At 52.6% G+C, this 21450-nt stretch carries 17 protein-coding genes, 1 tRNA gene and 1 rRNA gene; 14 read left to right on the top strand and 5 right to left on the bottom strand.

What is annotated here, in order from left to right; all coding sequences use genetic code 11:
- Window positions 1-63 precede the first annotated feature (63 nt).
- Both rrf and AYI87_RS17195 read left to right on the top strand, forming a co-directional pair.
- Window positions 64-179: ribosomal RNA gene (gene rrf, locus AYI87_RS17200) — 5S ribosomal RNA — on the top strand.
- Between the two features lie 36 nt (window positions 180-215).
- Window positions 216-292: transfer RNA gene (locus AYI87_RS17195), tRNA-Asp, on the top strand.
- Between the two features lie 339 nt (window positions 293-631).
- Here AYI87_RS17195 and AYI87_RS17190 read toward each other — a convergent pair.
- Complete coding sequence (locus AYI87_RS17190) at window positions 632-1132, bottom strand: Hcp family type VI secretion system effector (RefSeq protein ID WP_144203915.1); 501 nt, start codon at window positions 1130-1132, stop codon at window positions 632-634.
- A gap of 217 nt (window positions 1133-1349) precedes the next feature.
- On the opposite strand from AYI87_RS17190, the gene AYI87_RS17185 reads away from it, so the two are divergent.
- Window positions 1350-2624, top strand: a complete 1275-nt coding sequence (locus AYI87_RS17185; protein ID WP_144203914.1) for a CinA family nicotinamide mononucleotide deamidase-related protein — start codon at window positions 1350-1352, stop codon at window positions 2622-2624.
- Window positions 2625-2711: 87 nt separating this feature from the next.
- On the opposite strand, the gene AYI87_RS17180 is transcribed toward AYI87_RS17185, so the two are convergent.
- The 3 genes from AYI87_RS17180 to argE form a co-directional block, all read right to left on the bottom strand.
- Window positions 2712-3251 carry a DUF1439 domain-containing protein gene (locus tag AYI87_RS17180; protein ID WP_144203913.1) on the bottom strand — a complete coding sequence of 180 codons (540 nt, stop codon included), beginning with the start codon at window positions 3249-3251 and terminating at the stop codon, window positions 2712-2714.
- A complete protein-coding gene (gene ppc, locus AYI87_RS17175) occupies window positions 3251-5887 on the bottom strand; it encodes a phosphoenolpyruvate carboxylase (RefSeq protein ID WP_144203912.1) in 2637 nt (878 codons plus the stop codon). Before ppc ends, AYI87_RS17180 begins: the two co-directional genes overlap by 1 nt.
- A 117-nt stretch (window positions 5888-6004) precedes the next feature.
- Complete coding sequence (argE, locus tag AYI87_RS17170; protein WP_144203922.1) at window positions 6005-7162, bottom strand: acetylornithine deacetylase; 1158 nt, start codon at window positions 7160-7162, stop codon at window positions 6005-6007.
- A 276-nt stretch (window positions 7163-7438) separates the two neighbouring features.
- On the opposite strand from argE, the gene argC reads away from it, so the two are divergent.
- The 5 genes from argC (at window position 7439) to argH (ending at window position 12913) form a co-directional block, all read left to right on the top strand.
- On the top strand, window positions 7439-8419 hold the full coding sequence (gene argC, locus AYI87_RS17165) for an N-acetyl-gamma-glutamyl-phosphate reductase (protein WP_144203911.1): 981 nt from the start codon (window positions 7439-7441) through the stop codon (window positions 8417-8419).
- A gap of 28 nt (window positions 8420-8447) precedes the next feature.
- Window positions 8448-9233: an acetylglutamate kinase gene (gene argB, locus AYI87_RS17160; RefSeq protein ID WP_144203910.1), complete on the top strand. Its 786-nt coding sequence runs from the start codon at window positions 8448-8450 to the stop codon at window positions 9231-9233.
- Window positions 9234-9275: 42 nt separating this feature from the next.
- Window positions 9276-10181: an ornithine carbamoyltransferase gene (locus AYI87_RS17155; protein WP_144203909.1), complete on the top strand. Its 906-nt coding sequence runs from the start codon at window positions 9276-9278 to the stop codon at window positions 10179-10181.
- Between the two features lie 53 nt (window positions 10182-10234).
- On the top strand, window positions 10235-11458 hold the full coding sequence (locus AYI87_RS17150; RefSeq protein ID WP_144203908.1) for an argininosuccinate synthase: 1224 nt from the start codon (window positions 10235-10237) through the stop codon (window positions 11456-11458).
- A gap of 93 nt (window positions 11459-11551) precedes the next feature.
- Complete coding sequence (argH, locus tag AYI87_RS17145) at window positions 11552-12913, top strand: argininosuccinate lyase (protein WP_144203907.1); 1362 nt, start codon at window positions 11552-11554, stop codon at window positions 12911-12913.
- Window positions 12914-13084: 171 nt separating this feature from the next.
- Here argH and AYI87_RS17140 read toward each other — a convergent pair whose 3' ends face one another.
- Window positions 13085-15670 carry a penicillin-binding protein 1A gene (locus AYI87_RS17140; protein WP_144203906.1) on the bottom strand — a complete coding sequence of 862 codons (2586 nt, stop codon included), beginning with the start codon at window positions 15668-15670 and terminating at the stop codon, window positions 13085-13087.
- Window positions 15671-15854: 184 nt separating this feature from the next.
- On the opposite strand from AYI87_RS17140, the gene AYI87_RS17135 reads away from it, so the two are divergent.
- The 6 genes from AYI87_RS17135 to aroK all read left to right on the top strand — a co-directional run bounded on the left by AYI87_RS17135 (window position 15855) and on the right by aroK (window position 21439).
- Window positions 15855-16934 carry a pilus assembly protein PilM gene (locus AYI87_RS17135; protein WP_144203905.1) on the top strand — a complete coding sequence of 360 codons (1080 nt, stop codon included), beginning with the start codon at window positions 15855-15857 and terminating at the stop codon, window positions 16932-16934.
- The gene (locus AYI87_RS17130; protein ID WP_011864016.1) at window positions 16922-17503 is read left to right on the top strand and encodes a PilN domain-containing protein; all 582 of its coding nucleotides are present in this window, start codon (window positions 16922-16924) and stop codon (window positions 17501-17503) included. Before AYI87_RS17135 ends, AYI87_RS17130 begins: the two co-directional genes overlap by 13 nt.
- The gene (locus AYI87_RS17125) at window positions 17500-18123 is read left to right on the top strand and encodes a type 4a pilus biogenesis protein PilO (RefSeq protein ID WP_011864017.1); all 624 of its coding nucleotides are present in this window, start codon (window positions 17500-17502) and stop codon (window positions 18121-18123) included. The genes AYI87_RS17130 and AYI87_RS17125 overlap by 4 nt, the downstream gene beginning before the upstream one ends.
- Window positions 18120-18635, top strand: a complete 516-nt coding sequence (locus AYI87_RS17120) for a pilus assembly protein PilP (RefSeq protein ID WP_144203904.1) — start codon at window positions 18120-18122, stop codon at window positions 18633-18635. Before AYI87_RS17125 ends, AYI87_RS17120 begins: the two co-directional genes overlap by 4 nt.
- A 22-nt stretch (window positions 18636-18657) precedes the next feature.
- Window positions 18658-20709, top strand: coding sequence for a type IV pilus secretin PilQ (locus tag AYI87_RS17115; RefSeq protein ID WP_144203921.1), 2052 nt, complete (start codon window positions 18658-18660; stop codon window positions 20707-20709).
- Between the two features lie 214 nt (window positions 20710-20923).
- Window positions 20924-21439 (top strand): shikimate kinase AroK, encoded by a 516-nt coding sequence (gene aroK, locus AYI87_RS17110; RefSeq protein ID WP_144203903.1) that lies wholly within the window; start codon window positions 20924-20926, stop codon window positions 21437-21439.
- The last annotated feature ends 11 nt before the right edge of the window (window positions 21440-21450 follow it).

The following is a 21450-nucleotide window of genomic DNA, read 5'->3' as shown; positions in this document are numbered from 1 at the left end:
GTACATGAGCACTGCAGCGAGGAAACAATGCCGTCAGACGAAGAATTAACCAGTAAGAATTTGTCTGGAAACCATAGCATTGTGGTCCCACCTGATCCCATCCCGAACTCAGAAGTGAAACGCAATCGCGCCGATGGTAGTGTGGGGTCTCCCCATGTGAGAGTAGGTCATTTCCAGGCGCCTAATTTAGTATCCCGCGTAAGCGTTTTACTAAAGGAGCGGTAGTTCAGTTGGTTAGAATACCGGCCTGTCACGCCGGGGGTCGCGGGTTCGAGTCCCGTCCGCTCCGCCAACATTAAGATGAAAGCCCTAGCAGCAATGCTAGGGCTTTTTTCGTTGTGTGCAAAAAGCCTGTGGTCGAGAGCAGAATTCCAGATAATCTACAGCATTCACTCCTTCCATGGAGTTTTAGGCTCTGTCTTAATAGAAAGCGAGAGTGCGGGTTCGAGTCCCGTCCTCCCCAGCTCGTTTCACTTCGCGCGCATGAGCACATCGCTTTGCGATATGCGCCCACCAACATTAAGACGAAAGCCTCTGCATGCTCTTGTACATAAGAGTGCAGAGGCTTTTTTCGTTTCTGTCTCTTCAAAATGCTCATGCACTAAGCCATAGGAATACAGTCTCTCATCGCCTATCTGCATTTCTCGCTTGTGATGGTGGCCGAGATCGCAGGTCCACCGCTGCCATCTGCCTTTTGTGGCGTGTATTGATATTTGAGCTCTTCAAAGTTTAGGGTGATGTTCTCGGTGAGGCGATCTTCGCCGCCTGAGCCGCCGGTAGACAGGCTTGAGACCCATACGTCGCGTAATTCGATCACTATATACTCAAGAGGCGTTCCACCCGCCTTGCGCACCGTCAGCGTCGCTCTAGGGTATTGCATGTGGCTCATCTGGTTCATGAGGAGCTGGGGTGAGGCGCTATCCACATACTTGGTCACACTGATATCTTGAATGCAGGTGCGTCGCATATCGCTACTTGCTCCCCAAGACCAGGCGAGTACATCGATCTCGTTGCGGTGTTGTGCGTCCAGGCTCTCGCCATCGACGCCATCTATCTTGAGAAACATATCCGTAGCCGCGTTCAGCGACAAGGAGCTGAGCGCTAATAGGCCCATGGCTGCGAGTTTATACATAATCATTCTACCTATTGCCGAATTGGGTTAATTATTTATTGAGTCTAGTTTGCATTTAGAAATGGGTTCGTTTTTGCTTAGAACTAAAGAATCTGTAAACACCGCATAACGCCAAGTCGCATGAATATCGAGCGAGCCGCAAGATTGTCTATTGCTATTCCACGCGGCCTTACCTACCTTATGGCCAAGTGAAATGGCTTAGTTTCAAAGGATGGATATGAAAATAGAAATGATCTGCACCGGTGAAGAGGTGTTGTCCGGACAGATAGTCGATACCAATGCGGCATGGGCGGCAAATGCCTTGATGGACCACGGCATAGAGATGCAGCAGCGGATCACGGTAGGCGATAGATTGGACGATCTGGTCGAGGTGTTTCGTCAGCGTAGCGAGCACGCCGATGTCATCCTGGTCAATGGCGGGCTCGGCCCGACCAGCGATGATATGTCTTCCGAGGCGATGGCCATTGCCAAGGGCGAGCCTCTGGTCGAGTGCACCCTGTGGCGGGAGCGTATTCAAGAGTGGTTTACCCGTAACGGTCGACACATGCCAGAGAGCAACCTGAAACAGGCGATGTTACCCGCTTCGGCCATTATGGTGGACAATCCTGTCGGCACGGCTTGTGGCTTTCGAGTGAAGCTCAATCGTGCCTGGCTCTTCTTTACTCCCGGTGTGCCTTTCGAGTTTAAGAAGATGGTGACCGAGCAGTTCATTCCTTTTGTGGAGCAGATTTCCGATAGCCATGTCGAAGTCGAGGTGCAGAAGCTACTGACCATAGGTCAGGGGGAATCGGCACTGGCCGATAAGCTAGAGGGTATGCCTTTACCGGATGGCATGACCTTAGGCTATCGCTCCTTCATGCCCTATATCGAGATTAAGTTGTTTGCCCGAGGGAAAGCAGCTATCGGCGAATTAGACAGGGTCAAGGCTGAGGTGCTCGCTCGTCTAGGCGATGCGGTCGTCGGCCACAACGTTACCTCACTGGCACAGGTGATCCACAACGGGTTGCTGGCTTCGGGTAAGCGTTTGAGTATTGCCGAGTCCTGTACCGGTGGCATGATCGCCAACAATCTAGTGGCCTTTGCCGGTAGCTCCAATTACCTGGATCAGGGGCTGGTGACCTACAGCAACGAGTCTAAGGTGCGCGTATTGGGGGTTAAGCCCGCGACCCTAGATGACCATGGGGCAGTCTCTATCGCCACGGTTGAGGAGATGGCCAAGGGGGCAAGAAGCCTGCTAGACAGCGACTATGCGTTGGCGACCAGTGGCATTGCCGGGCCCGATGGTGGCAGCGAGGCAAAGCCGGTTGGCACTGTGGCGATCGCCCTGGCGACTCGGCAAGGCGTCTATAGCCAGATGCTTAAGTTTCCGGCGCGTTCCCGGGAGTTGGTAAGGCTGCTGAGCACGGCCGTTGCCTTGGATATGCTCAGGCGTGAGTTGCAGGAGTCGCCCGTTCTGGTGGACTATTCCTCTTATCCGCGATTTGCAAGATAGACTAGATAAGGCGCCAAGCATAATGGCGCCTTAAACCGACATGCCTCAAACAGAGGTGACTTAAATAGAAGAACTTACGCGGCGAGGTTAATCTTTAAAGATGAGATTAATCTTGCCCGGAACGACCTGGATACGTTTGGTCATCTCGGCGACAAGCGCCTGATTACCCTCTTGGGTATCGAGCACATACACAGGTTGGGTCTCGAGGAAGTGGGTCATGAATCCCATGATCTGAGGACTCACCTGGCCTATGGCCTGCTCGAGATCCTTTGGAGCAGATCTCAGGCTGACCAGGGTAAGCTCCTTAAGATAGAGACTGTGCTGGTCGGCATCATACCAAGGTTTGGCTTCGAACTCGGCCGTCATGGTGGCATTGAGCGGCATCAGCGGGTTGGCCACCTTGATCAGACTGTTAGCCGTGATCGCCATGGTGTCGGCCTTGTGGCCAAGCTTGACCTTCACATCATTGATCTTCATCTCTATGCCAAAGAAACGATTGCCCTCTTTGACCTCGAAATGCATCTCGTCGTTCAGGTAGTTGGTGAGCTGGCGCTCGCTGATGCTGTATTGACTGACACATGCAGTCAAACTCAGCATCAGCACGCCTATTAGGGCTAGGCTTTTCATTAACCCGTGTTTCTCATGCCCGCCGCCACGCCGGCGATGGTGAGCATCAGTGCCAGCTCGACATTGCTTGATCCAGCCTGCTCCTTACGGGTACGCGCCAGGAGTTCGGCCTGGAGGAAGTTGAGCGGGTCGATATAGGGATTACGAAGCTCTACCGACTCACGATTCCATGGAGTATGCGACATCAGGGCGTCGGACTGGGTCAGCTCCAAGACCACCTTGATCCCTGTCGCCATACGGCTACGTAGGGCTTCGCCGAGATGATGTAGCTCTTGCGGCACCAGGCAGGTCTCATAGTACTTAGCCAGGTTAGGTTCGGCCTTGGCGTAGACCATCTCGAGCATGGAGATGCGTGTCTCGAAGAAGGGCCATTGCTGCTCCATCTCCCTTAACAGGGCGAGTTCGCCACGGTCGGCAGCCTGCTGCAGCGCTTCGCCGGCGCCTAGCCAGGCGGGGAGCATCAAACGGTTCTGCGACCAGGCGAAGATCCAAGGGATCGCACGCAGGCTCTCGATACCGCCATCCACCCGACGTTTCGCGGGGCGGCTACCCAGTGGTAGCTTGCCGAGCTCGACTTCAGGAGTTGCCGCGCGGAAGTAGGCGACAAAATCTGGCTCCTCACGCACTATGGCGCGATAGGCGGTGACCGAGTCACTGGCGAGTCTCTCCATCGCCTCGCGCCACTCCGGCTTAGGTTCTGGCGGCGGCAACAGGGTGGCCTCCATCACGGCCGAGGTATAGAGCGCCAGGCTCTGCACTGCCAGCTTAGGCAGGCCGAACTTGAAGCGGATCATCTCGCCTTGCTCTGTCACTCTGATGCGGCCATCTACCGATCCCGGTGGCTGCGATAAGATCGCCTTGTGGGCTGGTCCGCCGCCGCGGCCTATGGTGCCGCCACGACCGTGGAACAGGGTGAGTTTGATGTCTGCCTGGTTACAGACTTTCACCAGTTTTTCCTGCGCACTGTATTGAGCCCAGGCGGCCGCCATTACGCCGGCATCTTTAGCCGAGTCTGAGTAGCCTATCATTACCTCCTGGCTGCCCTTACAGTAGCCGCGGTACCAGTCGATGGCGAATAGCGCCGAGATACAGCTGGCGGCGTTGTTGAGGTCCTCTAAGGTCTCGAACAGTGGTACAACCCGCATCGGATGCTGACATCCTGCCTCTTTCAATAGCAGGAGCACAGTCAATACATCCGACGGTTGACTGGCCATGGAGATGACATAGGAGCCCAGGGCCTTAGGCGACTGGCTGGCGATCAATCTGACCGTGCTGATCACCTCGGCGACCTCGGCACTCGGTTCCCAGTTATGGGGGATCAGCGGACGCTTGCCGCTTAGTTCCCGCAGCAGGAAGGCCTGTTTCTCATGTTCGTCCCAGTGGTCGAAGTCGCCAAGGCCCAGGTAACGGGTCAGCTCGGCGATGACATCGCTATGGCGCTGGGCATCCTGTCGGATATCCAGGCGCAACATATGGATACCGAAGCAGGCCAGACGACGCAGCATATCCAGCAACAGGCCGTTGGCGATCAGGCTCATGCCCGACTCGGTCAGGCTGCGGTAAAGCAGGGTCAAGGGCTGTTTGAGGTCATCCTCATGCCAGATAAGGCTATCGAGATCCACCTCGGGTGAATGCCCCTCGAGGCGGGCATTTAGGTAATCTATGGTGTCGCGTAGCTTCTGTCTTAGCTCCCGCAGCACCACGCGGTATGGCTCGTGGCTGTTGTCTGTGAGGGCCAGTAGTTCCTCGTTGGCCTCCTCCATCGACAGTTCGTTGACCAGCAAGACCACATCTTTGAGGTAGAGGCGCGCCGCCGTGTGACGGTTGCGATCCAATACTTCCTGGGTGACCTTGGCGGTGACGAAGGGGTTGCCGTCGCGGTCGCCACCCATCCAGCTGGAGAAGCGGATGGGGGCTATGTCGCTGGGTAGCTGCTTGCCGGTGCGCTCTTCGACCTGCTCGTTGAGCTGGCGCAGAAAGTCGGGAATGGCTTGCCAGAGTGAGGCTTCTATGGTGCTCAGTCCCCAGCGGGCTTCGTCCACTGGCGTTGGGCGTTCGTGGCGTATCTCGTTGGTGTGCCAGATCTGGGCGATAAGCTGCCTGAGTCTGAGGTGATTCTGTTTCTTCTCGCGCTCGGTGAGCTGCGGGTTCTCCATGGTGGCGAGACAATCGACCACGGCGGAGTATTTCTGGATCAGGGTGCGACGGGAGATCTCGGTCGGGTGCGCCGTAAGCACCAGATCGATATCCAGTGTCTGCAAACACTCGAGCATCTTATCTTGGTCAATGCGCCCATTTAGCATGCGCCCCAGGAGTTGATCCACAGGATCGGGCACGCAGACCAGCTCGTCACAGTTGCGGCTGATGGTATGGAACTGCTCGGCGATATTGGCCAGGTTGAGAAACTGGTTGAAGGCCTTGGCAAATGGTACCAACTCTTCGTCGGGTAAGGCGGCCAGTAGGGTAAGCATTTGTTCCCTGGCAGTATCGTTGCCTTGGCGTGAGCTCTTGGCCAGGTGTCTGATCTGTTCAATCTTATCTAAAAAGGGCTCGTCCATGTGTGTGCGAATAGTATCGCCTAATATTTGGCCTAATGTGCCCACATTGGATCGCAGCGACGCGTACATATCTGTCATAAATGCTCCATACCCACGAGTTAATCAATCACCATACCTAGGCTATCAGGTTTAGGTCAATACGGCATATCTTCATATCGTATGCTTATGTGTTCTATATCACCTTGCATGAATTTTTTATGGCGCCTTTATGCAGGCGTGGTAAATCAACTGTTTTAGCAAGTCGACGGTTTTGTTGATGTAGGCGGTGTCCAGGTACTCATCGGGCTGATGTGCCTGCTCTATGCTGCCCGGTCCCCAGACCAAGGTTTGACAGCCCAGTTGCTGAATATAGGGAGCCTCGGTCGCATAGTTGACTACCTCGGGGGCCTGATTCGATAGCTGGGCGACCAGCTGTGACCATTGCGCATCTGCCTGTCCCGCGAAGGGCTGGGAGCCGGGATAGAGCTGACTTATGCTGATGGCGCCAGGATAGCGCTGACTCAGCTCGGCGAGATATTGGATCAGAAGTTGCTCTAAGACCTCTAACGGCAGGCCGGGGAGGGGGCGGATATCCAGGTGCAGATCGCAGCAGCCGCAGATGCGGTTGGCGGCGTCGCCACCGTGAATATGGCCAAAGTTCATGGTGGGATAGGGCACGCTGAAGGCTTCTTCGCGGTAGTGCTCCGTCAGGTGTTGCTTCAGCTTGAGGAGCTGGCCTATCACCTGATGCATGATCTCTATGGCGTTGAGTCCCTTGGCCGGATCCGAAGAGTGACCGCTGCGTCCCGTGATGCGGATGCCCTGTGCCAGGTGTCCCTTATGCATATAGACAGGCTTTAGGCCGGTGGGCTCGCCTATGAGTGCATATTCAGGTGCGATGGCCTTAGATTGGGCGAAGGCCTTGGCGCCATTCATCGTAGTTTCTTCATCGGCGCTGGCGAGTATGTAGAGCGGCCGAACGAAATCTTGGGTTGGCATCTGGCGCACCGCCTCTATGACCAGAGCGAAGAAACCCTTCATGTCGCAGCTGCCCAGCCCATACCAGCGATTATCCTTCTCCGTTAGGGTAAAGGGATCTTGGTTCCAACGGCCTTCGTCGAAAGGGACGGTATCTGTATGGCCTGCCAGCAGCAGCCCACCGCGTCCCTGACCGATCTTGGCCAGAAGATTGTGTTTACCACGGGTGTCGGGGACGGCCTGCATCTGGCAGTCGAAGCCCAGATCGGTGAGCCACTGGCTCAGCAGGGTCACCACGCCTTGGTTGCTCATGTCGAGTTCGGCTTCCAGGGCGCTGATGGACGGGGTAGCGATCAGCTCGCGAAAGGATTGCTTGATATCGGGAAAGGTTTTCATCATTTGACTCAAATCACCAATTTTATTTAAAAATATCTATTCAATATTATTGCATAATTAGTTTGTTGTGTTAGTCTATCAAACAGCTAAAACGAGCGCCATTATTAAAGGCTTAACTTAGAGATAAAAAATGAACAATTTCTTCTTACTTTTTGCATATAAGGTTAGCTGTAATCACTTCCTGCGACGATAATCTTGTCATATTGGTATCTATACCAGGGCTTAAGCAGTGCCCCTCTCTTTTTTACCGTTAACACAATATAGAAGTCATAAAGTATGAAAAGCATAGCGATAATTGGCGCCAGTGGTTACACAGGTGCTCAGGTTACTTCACTGATCCAGGCCGATGATCAGCTTAAGATTCAAGGCCTCTATGTTTCTGAAAACAGTCTTGATAAGGGCAAAACTCTGGCTAGCCTGTATCCGGTTTACAGCCATATCGATCTTAGCCTGGCACCGCTAACAGAGCAGGCCAAGCAGACCATAGTCGATGAGGCCGATGCCGTGGTGTTGGCGACCGACCATGGTGTGAGCCTGCACCTGGCGGCCTGGTTCTATCAGGCGGGTCTGGCGGTGTTCGACCTTTCCGGCGCCTACCGTTTTTCTGATAGCGAACAGTATCCCAAATGGTACGGTTTCGAGCATATCTACCCAGAGGTGTTGGCCGAGGCCGTCTATGGTCTGACGGAGTGGAACGCCGAGGCGATTTCCGCCAGCAAGATGATTGCCGTGCCTGGATGCTATCCCACAGCCTCACTAACAGCGTTAAAACCCCTGAAAGATCTGATGACAGACAGCCTGCCGGTGATCAACGCCGTCAGCGGCGTAACAGGTGCCGGCAGAAAGGCGCAGCTGCACACCAGCTTCTGCGAGGTGAGCCTAACGCCCTACGGTGTGCTGGGTCATAGACATCAACCCGAGATAGCGACTCAGCTGGGGCAGCAGGTGATCTTCACCCCTCACCTGGGCAACTTTAAGCGTGGCATTCTGGCTACCATTACCGTGCAGATGAAGCCCGGGGTGAGCGAAGCCGATATTGCCAAGGCCTATGAGGTGTATGAGTCGGCACCTCTGGTGAATGTGTACCATAATCAATTTCCTAAGGTTGACGATGTGGTGCATACCCCTAACTGCCTGCTGGGATGGAAGTATGATCCCCTCAATGGCTATCTGGTGGTGGCGAGCGCTATCGACAATCTGATGAAAGGTGCGGCGAGTCAGGCGCATCAATGCATAAAGATTCATTTCGATTATTAATATTGTCACCTGTGAGAGAGAAGTAGCTATGTCGGCAAATAAGAAAACCTTAGTGCTTAAAGTGGGTGGCGCCCTGATGCAGTGTGAGATGGGGCTGGCACGCCTGATGGCGAGCGCGGCCAACATCATCAAGTCGGGCCAATCTGTCATCTTGGTTCATGGCGGCGGTTGCCTGGTAGACGAGCAGCTCAAGGCCAATGGCATGGAGACGGTCAAGCTGGACGGTTTGCGTGTCACCCCCGAAGAGCAGGTGCCTATTGTGGTTGGTGCGCTGGCGGGTACCTCTAACAAGATCTTGCAGGCCAGTGCCATCAAGGCGGGTATCACGACTGTGGGCATGAGCCTGTGCGATGGCGCCATAGTCAATGGCAGCATCAAAGATGAGCAGCTTGGCTTTGTGGGTGAAGTGTCGCCCAATGACCCGACTTATCTGAACTTCCTGTTGGCCCAGGGCTGGATGCCAATTGTCAGCTCGATTGCCGTAGATGATGCGGGCAACTTGCTGAATGTCAACGCCGATCAGGCGGCGACCGTGATCGCCAAGCTGGTGGAAGGCCAGCTGGTGTTGCTGTCTGACGTGAGCGGCGTGCTCGATGGTAAGGGACAGCTGATCAAGACCCTGGATAAGGCCCACGCCGATGAACTGACCAAGTTAGGCGTCATCGAGAAGGGGATGAAGGTCAAGGTCGAGGCGGCATTAGAGGTTGCCCAGTGGATGGGGCAGCCGGTACAGGTGGCCTCATGGCGCGACGCCGAACAGTTGAGCGCGCTGGAGAAGGGCGAGTCTATCGGCACTCAGGTCATGCCACATTAATTAAACGGAACATGAGAGCAGTATTCATCTAGGAGTAGATATATGAATCACCTACTATCGATAAAAGAGCTTAACCAGCAGCAGCTGATCGACTTACTCGCCCTGGCGAAGACGATCAAGGCCAACCCAGAAGACTATCGCAAGGCACTCGACGGTAAGAGTGTGGTGATGTTATTCGAGAAGCCATCGCTGCGAACCCGCGTAAGCTTCGATATCGGTATCAATAAGTTAGGTGGTCATTGTCTCTACCTGGATCAGCAAAATGGTGCCTTGGGCAAGCGTGAGCCGGTATCCGACTTTGCCGCCAACATCTCTTGTTGGGCCGATGCCATTGTCGCGAGAACCTTTGCCCATTCGACCATAGAGCAGCTCGCCGAACATGGCACTGTGCCTGTGATCAACGCGTTGTCGGACATGTACCATCCTTGTCAGGGGCTGGCGGATTTTCTGACCTTGGCGGAGCAGTTCGATGATGTCAGCAAGGTAAAGCTGGCCTATGTAGGCGATGGTAATAACGTGACCCACTCGCTCATGTATGGCGCGGCGCTGCTGGGTGCCAAGATGACGGTGATCTGCCCGCAGGGGCATTTCCCCGACGGTAAGGTGGTGCTGGAGGCGCAAGCGATTGCCGAGGCTCATGGTGGCGAGTTGGTATTGAGCTCAGATGTCGAGGCGATCGCCGGCCATGATGCCATCTATACTGATACTTGGATCTCCATGGGAGACAACGCCAGTCTAGATGAGATCAAAGCCAAATTTGCGCCTTATCATGTAGATACCGATATGATGAACAAGGCGGGAGCCAAATATTTTATGCACTGCCTACCCGCTTACCGTGGTGTCGAGGTGGCTGCCGAGGTGGTCGATGGGGCCGGCTCACTGATCTTGCAACAGGCAGAGAACCGCATGCATGCGCAAAATGCCGTGTTGGTGACCCTACTGAGTTAACGAATTTTCCCAATGGTGATTGGGCCAACGAATTGAGTATTTAGGAAAACGAAATGTCTATCGAAAACAACAAAGCATCGGTAAAAAAAGTGGTATTGGCCTACTCGGGTGGTCTGGATACATCGGCGATCATTCCTTGGCTAAAAGAGACCTATGATAACTGTGAGATCGTTGCCTTCTGCGCCGATGTGGGTCAGGGCGAGGCGGAGCTTGAAGGGCTGCATGAGAAGGCTATCGCCTCGGGTGCGTCCGAGTGCCATATCGTGGATCTGAAAGAGGAGCTGGTGGCCGATTATATCTACCCCACCATAGCGACAGGCGCCATCTACGAAGGCACCTATCTGCTGGGCACCTCTATGGCCAGACCTATTATCGCCAAGGCACAGGTGGAAGTGGCACGTAAAGTGGGCGCAGACGCCGTATGTCATGGTTGTACCGGTAAGGGTAACGATCAGGTGCGTTTCGAGGGCTGTTTTGCCGCCCTGGCACCGGACCTTACTGTGATCGCTCCTTGGCGTGAGTGGAGCATGGTGAGCCGTGAAGATCTGCTGGACTATCTGGCTGAGCGCAACATCAAGACGACCGCCTCGGCCACCAAGATCTATAGCCGTGACGCCAACGCCTGGCACATCTCCCACGAAGGTGGTGAGCTGGAAGATCCGTGGAATGAGCCTAGCAAAGAAGTATGGACCATGACGGTTGCGCCAGAAGATGCGCCCGATGAGCCAGAGTATGTGTCGGTTGAGATGGAAGCTGGTCGTATTACTAAGGTTAATGGTCAGTCATACACTCCTTATGGTGCCCTGATGGCCCTTAATGAGATTGCCGGCGCCCATGGCGTGGGCCGCATCGATATCACCGAAAACCGTCTGGTGGGCATGAAGTCTCGTGGTTGTTACGAAACGCCAGGTGGCACAGTAATGTTTGCCGCGCTCAGAGCAATCGAAGAGCTGGTACTGGACAAGACCAGCCGAGAATGGCGTGAGCAGGTAGGTGCCAAGATGGCGCACCTGGTCTATGACGGTCGTTGGTTTACCCCACTGTGTGAATCGCTGCTGGGGGCCTCTCAGCCACTGGCGAACCTGCTGAACGGTGAAGTGGTACTTAAGCTCTATAAGGGCCAGGCGCAGGCGGTGAAGAAACGTTCTCCTAATAGTCTGTATTCTGAGGAATTTGCCACCTTTGGTGAAGACGAAGTCTATAACCAGAAAGATGCGGAAGGCTTCATTCGTCTCTATTCATTGGCGAGCCGTATCCGGGCGCTAAACGTTAAGTAGAGTCGACTAGGTAATAAAGGGGCGGCGAACGCTCCTTTATTTTAAGAGCAGATTTACGAGCAAATTTAAGAGCAGATTTAAGAGGATAGTGAGATGGCGTTATGGGGCGGAAGATTTAGCCAAGAGAGCAGCGCACTGTTTAAACTTTTCAACGATTCCCTGCCGGTCGATTATCGGCTGGTGGAAGAAGATATTGTCGGTTCCATTGCCTGGGCCGATGCCATCACAGGTGTGGGCATTCTTACCCAGGAGGAGTGTCAGTCGCTCAAGCAGGCGTTGCAAGAACTGTTGGCCGAGGTGAAGGATCAGCCAGAGACCATCTTGGCCTCCGGTGCCGAAGACATTCATAGTTTCGTCGAGCAGGCCTTGATCGCCAAGGTCGGTGACCTGGGTAAGAAGCTGCATACAGGCCGCTCGCGTAACGATCAGGTGGCGACCGATCTTAAGCTCTGGTGCAAGAAGGAGGGCCAAGCCCTGCTCGAACTGCTGGCACAGTTAAAGGCAGCCTTACTGTCACTTGCTGAGCGTGAGCTGGACGCCGTCATGCCAGGCTACACTCACCTACAGCGGGCGCAGCCTGTGGCCTTCGGTCACTGGTGCCTGGCCTATGTGGAGATGTTTGAGCGTGATATCAGCCGTCTGCAAGATTGTCTGCAGCGTCTCGATACCTGTCCGCTGGGCACGGGTGCGCTGGCTGGTACCGCTTATCCAATGGACAGATACGCGCTGGCTAAGTCATTGGGATTCGCCTCGCCAACCCTTAACAGCTTAGATTCTGTGTCTGACAGGGATCATGTGATCGAGTTATGTTCCGATGCAGCCATCAGCATGATGCACCTGAGCCGCATGGCCGAAGATTTGATCTTCTTCAATAGCGGTGAGGCGGGCTTTATCGAACTGGACGATCAGGTGACATCTGGCTCTTCCTTGATGCCGCAGAAGAAAAACCCAGATGCGCTTGAGCTGATCCGTGGCAAGACGGGCCGTGTCTATGGCAGCCTGATGGGCATTCTGACCACCATGAAGGCACTGCCTCTGGCTTACAACAAGGATATGCAGGAAGACAAAGAGGGCCTGTTTGACGTGATGGACAGCTGGTCTATTTGTCTGGAGATGGCGGCTCTGGTACTCTCAGGCTTAAAGGTCAACAGAGAGAATACCCTGTCGGCGGCCCAGCAGGGTTATGCCAATGCAACCGAGCTTGCAGATTACCTGGTGGCCAAAGGCATGCCGTTTAGAGAGGCGCATCATGTGGTGGGTGAGGTCGTGGTCGAGGCGATCGCCCAGAAGAAACCTATCGAAGAGTTCGAGTTGGCTAGCCTGCAGGTGTTCGCCAGTGTCATCCAGGAAGATGTTTATCAATGTCTGACGATAGACTCTTGTCTGGCAAAACGTGAGGCGCTGGGTGGTACCTCACTCACTCAGGTGAAGGCTGCGTTGGCTGCCAAGGGCTAGTTTAGATAAATTCTGTCTAATCAATCGATTAAAAAACCTGCAGTCGCAGGTTTTTTTACATCTAAAGTTTTATTCGCACCAAAAAATTGGCGCTATGAACTCACTGAAAAATAGCTAAAGTCCAGTAGAATTGACTGGGCTGGTGGTGAGTGACACCAGCCCATCTGAAGGTTATTGGAACAGATCTTCTACCGAATCGTCGATAAAGATATCTTCCTGAGTCTGCGCCTCGGTGGCAAATTCCTTCGGCTCAGTTCCCTGGATGAAATACTCGAACTTGGTGGTGTAGTCTGTCTTACGGCTCAACTTGCCTGTGGCCAGGTCGATACGGGCCGAAACTATCCCTTCCGGTGGCGGAGAAGGTAGCTCAGGCGTGCCTTGGAGGGCATTCTTCATAAACTCGTTCCAGCCTGGGCCGGCGGTCTTGGCACCGGCTTCGGCACCCGAGATCTGATCTTTCGCGCCGTTGGTGTTCCAAGCGGTGCGCCCCAGTTCGATGCTGTGATCGTCGAAGCCGACCCATACGGTAGTTGCCAGCGTCGGTGTGAAGCCACTGAACCAAGTATCTTTCGATTCGTTGGTGGTACCTGTCTTACCCGCGATATCGTGACGGTTTACCACACGGGCGGCGCGCCAGGCGGTGCCGTTCCATCCTGTGCCCTTGCTCCAATCGCCTCCGCCCCAGATTACGCTCTTCAAGGCTTCGGTGATAAGGAAGGCTGTCTGTTTACTGATGATCTGTGGTGCGTGGCGAGCCGTGCTCGGACAGCTAGGATCATCGGCGTTAGCCTCCTGGCTCGCGACTTCTAGGCCTGATACCTCTTGATTTGCCAATTCCTGACTAGGTAGTTCCTGCGCCATCGCAGCGAAAGGATCGTCCGTTGGCAGCGTCTGTGGCTCGGCTAACTCAGGTGTGCAGGCTAGCGTAGGGCTAGCTTCTTCTACCATCTGCTCGTAGGCATTGTCGATATGGTCGATAAAGTAAGGCGCGACCCGGTAGCCGCCATTTGCAAATACCGAGAAGGCGGTGACCACCTGCAGCGGCGTCACCGAAGGTGAGCCCAGCGCCAGGGACTCATTTTGTGGTAGATCATCGCGGTCGAAACCGAACTTGACCAGGGTGTCGATAGCACTTTCTAGCCCGGTATAGCGCATGGCGCGTACCGACATGACGTTGATCGATTGTGCCAGACCGACTCTCAGGCGTGTCGGCCCTGTGTACTTATCGGGTGAGTTCTTAGGTCGCCACGCAGTGCCCTGGCGTATGTCGGCGTTGTTGATCGGCGCGTTGTTGATCAGCGTAGCCAAGGTGTAGCCTTTCTCAAGCGCACCTGTATAGATGAAGGGCTTGATGTTGGAGCCCAGCTGACGCTTGGCCTGAGTGACACGGTTGTATTGGCTGGTGTGAAAGCTGTAGCCGCCCACTAGGGTCTTGATGGCGCCATCCTTAGGATCCAGCGAGACGATGGCGCTGGCCACCTCAGGAATTTGCGACAGCTGCCAGATGTTACCGTTGTTGCGGATCCAGACCTGTTCGCCAGCCTTGAGGATCTCACCAGCGGTTTTAGGTGCCTTGCCCTGACGCTTGTTGCTGATGAACTTGCGCGCCCACTTGAGTCCTTCCCACTCCAGGGTGAGGGTTTCGCCCTTCGTATTGATAACCTTGACGCTCTGCTCGGCAACCTCGATCACGGCGGCGGGCTCGAGCCCTTGGAAGCTTTGAGTCTGCTTCAGCTGCGTGACGATTTGGGCCTCATCTAGCTTGCTCGCGCCTTCTGCGTCCCATAACACCTTAGTCGCGCCGCGATAGCCGTGGCGCTCGTCATAGGCGTAGACGTTGTTGCGCAGTGCCTCTTGGGCCAGCATTTGCAGGCGAGAGTCGACAGTGGTATAGACGTTGTAACCGCCAGTATAGGCTTCCTCTTCACCGAGTTTTTCGACCAGATAGTCGCGAGCCATTTCTGAGATGTAAGGTGCATAGAGCTCTACCTCGGCACCATGGTACCTGGCGGTGATAGGCGCTCTTATCGCTTCCTGGTACTCGTCTTGGGTAATGTTCTCTTTCTCCAGCATACGGCTGAGTACCCAGTTGCGACGATTCATCGCGCGGGCTGGATTACGTATAGGGTTGGCGGCAGAAGGCGCCTGTGGCAGACCGGCAATCATGGCCATCTCTGGCAGGGTAAGCTCTTCGAGTTCCTTGCCATAGTAGACCTGAGCGGCGGCGCCGACACCGTAGGCGCGGTTACCCAGGAAAGAGCGGTTGAGATAGAGGGTTAAGATCTCTTTCTTATTCAGGGCTTGCTCGATTTTCAGGGCGAGAAAGATCTCTTTGATCTTGCGAATATAGGTCTTCTCTCTGGAGAGGAAGAAACCGCGGGCAACCTGCTGGGTGATGGTACTCGCCCCCTGACTCTTCTTACCTGTGGTAGCCAGAATCACGGCGGCACGTATGATGCCGATGGGGTCGATCCCCTTATGTTCGAAGAAACGGGCGTCTTCTGTGTCGAGCACCGCATTAATCAATTGTTGCGGTACCTGCTCATATTCGACTGGAATGCGGCGTTTTTCGCCAAATTGTGAAATTAATTTGCCATCAGCGCTGTAAATTCGTAATGGAGTTTGCAATTTTACGGTTTTAAGAGTGGTAACATCGGGGAGGTCCGGCAGCACATAAAAATAGGCCGCAGCAATTGCACCTATTCCCAAAAGGGCTAGGCTAAATAGAGCGATGGTAATTCGTTTAAACCACTTCACCAGATAATTCCAATAAATTTAGCAGGCACAATAGTATATAAGGCGAGCAGCTATTGGTGAAGCAAAAATGGTTGTCAAAAAAATGGCAATTGTAAAAGTTACAAACATTTTGTACAAATATCTATAACGAGTTGATTTTGTGCTAATCTAATTCCTGAAACTATAACAAAAGTGACGATGGACTATGCTTTCAAATTTATGGAAGCGTCAGGCTCCGCAGATGGTCGGGATCGATATTGGTTCCCACGAGATAAAAGCAATACTGCTGAGTAAGACTGCTGATGGTTATAAAATTTTGAGTCACGCAGCGGTGCCAGTTAAAAAAGGCGCCGTTAATGATCATGAGATAAGAGATTCAGACGCGGTTTTGGAGTCCTTAAGATTGCTCAAACGATCTTTGCCTAAGAGTGTAAAATATGCGGCGGCTGCGGTTTCGGGATCGGCTGTGATGACCAAGGTGATCTACATGGATGCTTCACTCAGTGAAGAGGAGATGGAGACGCAGATCGAGATCGAAGCCGACAACCTTATCCCCTATTCGCTCGATGAAGTCAGCATAGATTTTGAAACTCTCAGCGTAAACAGTGCCGACCCCTCCAAGGTGGATGTGTTGCTGAGTGCCTGTCGCACCGAGAATATCGATGCAAGAGTCGATAGTCTGGACGATATCAATCTCGAAGCCAAAGTGATTGATGTTGAAGGATATGCGCTGGGACGATCGTTCGAGTTAGTCGCCGCTCAGTTGCCCGATGGCGCCGAAAATAAGGTCGTCGCCCTGGTCGATATCGGCGCGAACATGACCACCTTTGCTGTGGTGGAGAAGGGGGAGACGACCTTTATCCGCGAACAGGCCTTTGGTGGTGAGCAGTTTACCCAGTCGATCCTATCTTTCTACGGTATGTCTCATGAGCAGGCGGAGAAGGCCAAGCTCGAAGGTGATTTGCCACGCAATTATATGTTCGAGGTACTCTCGCCCTTCCAGACGCAACTGCTACAACAGATTAAGCGAACCTTACAGATTTACTGCACTTCGAGTGGCAAGGATAAGGTCGATCATATCGTCTTATGTGGCGGAACCTCAAAGCTGGAAGGCATGGCTAATCTGCTCACGAATGAACTCGGCGTACATACCATCATTGCCGACCCTTTCTTGGGTTGCTTGCATGCGGACGAGCAAGTGAAGACACAACTACAGCCCAATATTAATAAATACATGGTCGCGTGTGGATTAGCGCTGAGGAGTTACTCTCAATGGCGAACATAAACTTATTGCCCTGGCGCGAAGAAGCAAGAGAAAAACAAAAACGCGATTATCTGGGCATATTAGCTGCTGTATTTATCGGCGCGGCATTAGTCGTTTATTTAGCCTTAACGGTTCTCGATATGATGACCGAGGAGCAGAGAGGTAGAAATGCCTATCTGCAGGGTGAAATTCAGCTGTTAGAAAAACAAATTGCCGAAATTAAAAAGATTCGTGAGCGTAAGAAAGATATCGAGCGTCGTACCGAGATCATATTAAACCTGCAACAGGCAAGAAACTTACCCACCCATGTATTGGACGAGTTGGTGCGTGTCGTACCGCCGGGAATATATCTTTCCAGCATCGAAAAGAAGGGCAGCTTGCTGTGGATCCAGGGGCGTAGTGAGTCTAACAACAACGTCGCCAACATGATGCGTAAGATTAAGGCCTCAATGTGGTTACACGATCCCAACATGCAGTCGATCGTCTCGCAGAATGATGAGATGCGTCAGCTACAGCGTTTCAGTTTAAGGGTCTCTATCGGTGAAGAAGATGCAGATAATGCCAAAGCGACACAAGGAGCGAGCAAATGAAACTCGATCTGAGTGAATTCAATGATATCGATTTTGAGAACATTGGCGGTTGGCCGACCCAGGTTAAGGTGGTATTCGCGTCTTTCCTGGCCATCATTATCTTCGTTGCAGGTTATTTTTTATTTGTCTCAGATGCCATCGATGTGCTTAAGCGTGAGCAAGACAAAGAGATCACCTTGCGGGATGATTTTAAAGCGAAATACCAATTAGCGGCTAATCTTAAGTTGTATCGAGAGCAGCTGGCGGTCATGGAAGTTCAATTTGCCGAGCTGCTGAAAATGTTGCCGTCGCAGAATGAGATGCCTGGCCTGCTCGATGATTTAACCTTCGTCGCGACCGACTCGGGTCTGGGGATTCAGAGCCTGGAGTGGCAAGAAGAGATACAGCGCGATTTCTATATCGAGTTTCCTATCAGCATGTCGGTAACGGGTAATTACCACGAGATGGGACATCTGGTCAGTGGTGTGGCTAAACTGCCGCGCATCGTGAGCTTGCATGATTTCGTTATCAAGCGCAGTGACAGCGGTGAACTCGCCATGGAGATCTTGGCCAAGACCTATCGTTTCAAAGAGGGAGCCCAGCTCCCGAAAGATAATGCGGCGAAGGGGGCGAAGAAATGAAGAAGCTACCTTTGCTATTCGTGGGCTTGATGCTAGCAGGTTGTATGGGGGATCGCAGCGATCTTGAGTTATTTGTGACGACCACTAAGGCTCAACATGTCGCGCACGTGCCCCCCTTGAAGGAGCCTCCTAAGTTTGAACATTTTGCCTATCAGGCAGAGTTGATGCGCAGTCCCTTCGTACCGCCTTCGAGAGAATTAACCGAAGAGGTGGTCGACACGACCAAAGATTGTCTACAGCCAGATCTGCAACGCCGCAAGGGCCGTCTAGAAACCTATGCGCTGGACAATTTAAAGATGCGCGGTACCTTGAGCGAAGATAAGAATATTTGGGCCTTAATCGAGACTAATGATGGCAGCGTATATCGTCTAGGTGTGGGCGAATACGTAGGTTTGTATCACGGGCGAATTGCTAAAGTTACACAGCAAATGGTCGAAATAGTTGAATTAATTCCAGATGGGACAGGTTGCTGGGCTGAAAGAATGAGCAACATGGAACTGACTGGTGAATAACAAAGCGAAGGATGAGGGAATAATGGAATCTTCTGCCGCGAAAAGCGTTTTATTAAAAAAGTCGCCCCTGTTTAAAGTGGCCTTTGGCTTGGCTTTATTATTGGGTGTGGCGCCGTATTCTTCAGCTGCGAACCGTCTGATTGATGTCAAATACCATTCGATTGTCGATCATCAGTTAGAGTTACAACTGGTGTTTGAGGATGCCGTGAAGGAGCCTGAGATCAATCTCAATGCTTCACCGGCGCAGATCATCCTTGGATTCGACGATAGTTTGTCTGGGCTGGAAAAAGATGTCCTACCGATCAATAACGTCGGTGTTAAGTCCATGTCCACACTGCAGGAAAGCGAACAGCTTAAGGTGCTGGTGGATCTGGCTAAGGTAAAGGCCTATCAAGGCAAGGTGATGGGAAACACCTATCGCCTGACCATTAACGATGAGGTTGCCAGTCGTAGTGACGTCGCCGCGAATCCTTTTGTTAACGGCATCAAAAACATCGACTTCCATCGCACCGGCGATGGTGGTGGTGAGTTGTTGGTAAAACTTAATAACTCATCGGTGGCCGCCAATGTGGAGCAGGTGGGTGCCAAGCTAGAACTTAAACTTTACAACACAGATATTGCCTCAGATCTTCTTTATGTCATGGATGTTCAAGACTTTGCGACACCGGTGAAGAGCTTTGAGACTTTCAAGGATGAGTTGACGGCGCGCGTATTGGTGGATGTCTCTGGTCAATACGAGTACAACTACAAGCAGGAAGGCAACCTATTCAGGCTCAATGTGCGTAAGGCAGAGCGCGCGGCAGTCGTAAAGGAAGAGAAGAAGTATGAAGGCCGCTCGCTTTCTCTTAACTTCCAGAGCATTTCGGTACGTACCGTGCTGCAGATCATCGCCGACTACAACAATTTCAACCTGGTAACCAGTGATACGGTCGAAGGGGATATTACCCTGAGACTCGACGATGTGCCATGGGACCAAGCTTTGGACTTGATTCTACAGACCAAGGGATTGGATAAGCGTATCGAAGGCAACATCTTGATGGTGGCGCCAGCCGAAGAGATCGCAATTCGCGAGAGCCAAGAGCTGAAAAACCAACAGGAAGTGAAAGAACTTGCTCCACTCTATTCTGAGTATCTGCAGATAAATTATGCCAAGGCGACAGATATCGCCGAGTTGCTTAAAGGCGACGATGCATCTCTGTTGTCGGCTCGAGGTACAGTGGCCGTGGACGACAGAACCAACACGCTATTGGTTAAGGATACCGAAGAGAGTCTGGAAAACATTCACCGCCTGGTGGAGGTTTTGGATATCCCGATTCGCCAGGTTTTGATCGAATCTCGTATGGTTACCGTGAAGGACGACGTGTCTGAAGATCTCGGTATCAAGTGGGGGATCACAGATCAGCAAGGCAGTAAGGGAACTTCGGGCAGCCTGGAAGGTGCCAACGATATCGCCAATGGCGTAGTGCCAGATATCGGAGACAGATTGAATGTTAACCTGCCAGCCGCGGTGGCGAACCCAACCAGTATCGCCTTCCATGTGGCTAAGTTGGCCGACGGCACCCTGCTGGATCTTGAGCTGAGCGCGCTGGAGCAAGAGAGCAAGGGTGAGATTATCGCCAGCCCACGCATTACCACTTCGAACCAGAAGGCGGCCTATATCGAGCAGGGTGTAGAGATCCCTTATGTCGAATCGGCTTCCAGTGGTGCGGCAACGGTACAGTTTAAGAAGGCAGTATTGTCGCTGCGCGTGACGCCACAGATCACCCCTGATAATCGCGTGATCTTAGATCTTGAGATCACCCAAGACTCTCAGGGTAAGACGGTTGACACACCACTTGGTCAGGCGGTTTCTATCGATACTCAGCGTATCGGTACTCAGGTGTTAGTGGATCATGGTGAGACGATTGTGCTTGGTGGTATCTATCAGCAACAATTGATCAATCGTATCAGCAAGGTACCTGTTTTGGGGGATATTCCATTCTTGGGTTATCTTTTCAGAAATAGCACCGACAAGAATGAGCGCCAAGAGCTGTTGATCTTCGTGACACCTAAGATCATCTCTGAAGAGCTCTAATCAGAATCATATCCAAGATAAAGCCAGCGTTCATATGCTGGCTTTTTTGTGGCTGAGTATAATTTCACAGAATTTACTCCCCCTACTTGCCTTTGGGGGGAGATAGCTGAGATAATCCGTGGTCAAGTCTCATTAGAGCAAGGTAACATTTAAGGTCGGCCTGATTTTTTGGCTGGCGTAGGCAAACTTCCATATAAGATTCAGACGTAAAGCAATGGCTGAAAAACGTAATATTTTCCTAGTAGGTCCTATGGGGGCTGGCAAAAGCACTATAGGCCGTCATCTGGCGCAGATGCTTCATTTAGAGTTCCACGATTCAGATCAAGAGATTGAAAACCGTACCGGTGCTGATATCGCGTGGGTATTTGACGTTGAGGGCGAAGAAGGTTTTCGTCGTCGCGAAACACAAGTTGTTGCCGATTTAACCGAGAAACAAGGCATTGTTTTAGCAACTGGCGGCGGCTCCATTCAGAGTAAAGATATTCGTAACAACTTGTCTGCTCGTGGCATCGTGGTCTATCTGGAAACCACTATCGATAAGCAGGTTGCGCGTACGCAGCGTGACAAGCGTCGTCCACTACTTCAGGTTGACGACCCAAGAGAAGTGTTAGAAAAGCTTGCTGAGATCCGTAATCCTCTGTACGAAGAGATTGCCGATGTTATAGTCAAAACTGACGAGCAAAGCGCAAAAGTTGTTGCAAATCAAATTATTGACCAATTAGGCTTCTAAATATTAGGCGG

Source organism: Shewanella sp. KCT, assembly GCF_007636505.1.
Taxonomy (GTDB): Bacteria; Pseudomonadota; Gammaproteobacteria; order Enterobacterales; family Shewanellaceae; genus Shewanella; species Shewanella halotolerans.
Note: the sequence above shows the minus strand (reverse complement) of the source record. Positions and strands in the feature narration are given on the sequence as shown.

Coding starts and splice junctions, on each gene's coding strand:
- AYI87_RS17190 (WP_144203915.1), bottom strand. CDS start 1,132: ATGTATAAACTCGCAGCCATGGGCCTATTAGCGCTCAGCTCCTTGTCG.
- AYI87_RS17185 (WP_144203914.1), top strand. CDS start 1,350: ATGAAAATAGAAATGATCTGCACCGGTGAAGAGGTGTTGTCCGGACAG.
- AYI87_RS17180 (WP_144203913.1), bottom strand. CDS start 3,251: ATGAAAAGCCTAGCCCTAATAGGCGTGCTGATGCTGAGTTTGACTGCA.
- ppc (WP_144203912.1), bottom strand. CDS start 5,887: ATGACAGATATGTACGCGTCGCTGCGATCCAATGTGGGCACATTAGGC.
- argE (WP_144203922.1), bottom strand. CDS start 7,162: ATGAAAACCTTTCCCGATATCAAGCAATCCTTTCGCGAGCTGATCGCT.
- argC (WP_144203911.1), top strand. CDS start 7,439: ATGAAAAGCATAGCGATAATTGGCGCCAGTGGTTACACAGGTGCTCAG.
- argB (WP_144203910.1), top strand. CDS start 8,448: ATGTCGGCAAATAAGAAAACCTTAGTGCTTAAAGTGGGTGGCGCCCTG.
- AYI87_RS17155 (WP_144203909.1), top strand. CDS start 9,276: ATGAATCACCTACTATCGATAAAAGAGCTTAACCAGCAGCAGCTGATC.
- AYI87_RS17150 (WP_144203908.1), top strand. CDS start 10,235: ATGTCTATCGAAAACAACAAAGCATCGGTAAAAAAAGTGGTATTGGCC.
- argH (WP_144203907.1), top strand. CDS start 11,552: ATGGCGTTATGGGGCGGAAGATTTAGCCAAGAGAGCAGCGCACTGTTT.
- AYI87_RS17135 (WP_144203905.1), top strand. CDS start 15,855: ATGCTTTCAAATTTATGGAAGCGTCAGGCTCCGCAGATGGTCGGGATC.
- AYI87_RS17130 (WP_011864016.1), top strand. CDS start 16,922: ATGGCGAACATAAACTTATTGCCCTGGCGCGAAGAAGCAAGAGAAAAA.
- AYI87_RS17125 (WP_011864017.1), top strand. CDS start 17,500: ATGAAACTCGATCTGAGTGAATTCAATGATATCGATTTTGAGAACATT.
- AYI87_RS17120 (WP_144203904.1), top strand. CDS start 18,120: ATGAAGAAGCTACCTTTGCTATTCGTGGGCTTGATGCTAGCAGGTTGT.
- AYI87_RS17115 (WP_144203921.1), top strand. CDS start 18,658: ATGGAATCTTCTGCCGCGAAAAGCGTTTTATTAAAAAAGTCGCCCCTG.
- aroK (WP_144203903.1), top strand. CDS start 20,924: ATGGCTGAAAAACGTAATATTTTCCTAGTAGGTCCTATGGGGGCTGGC.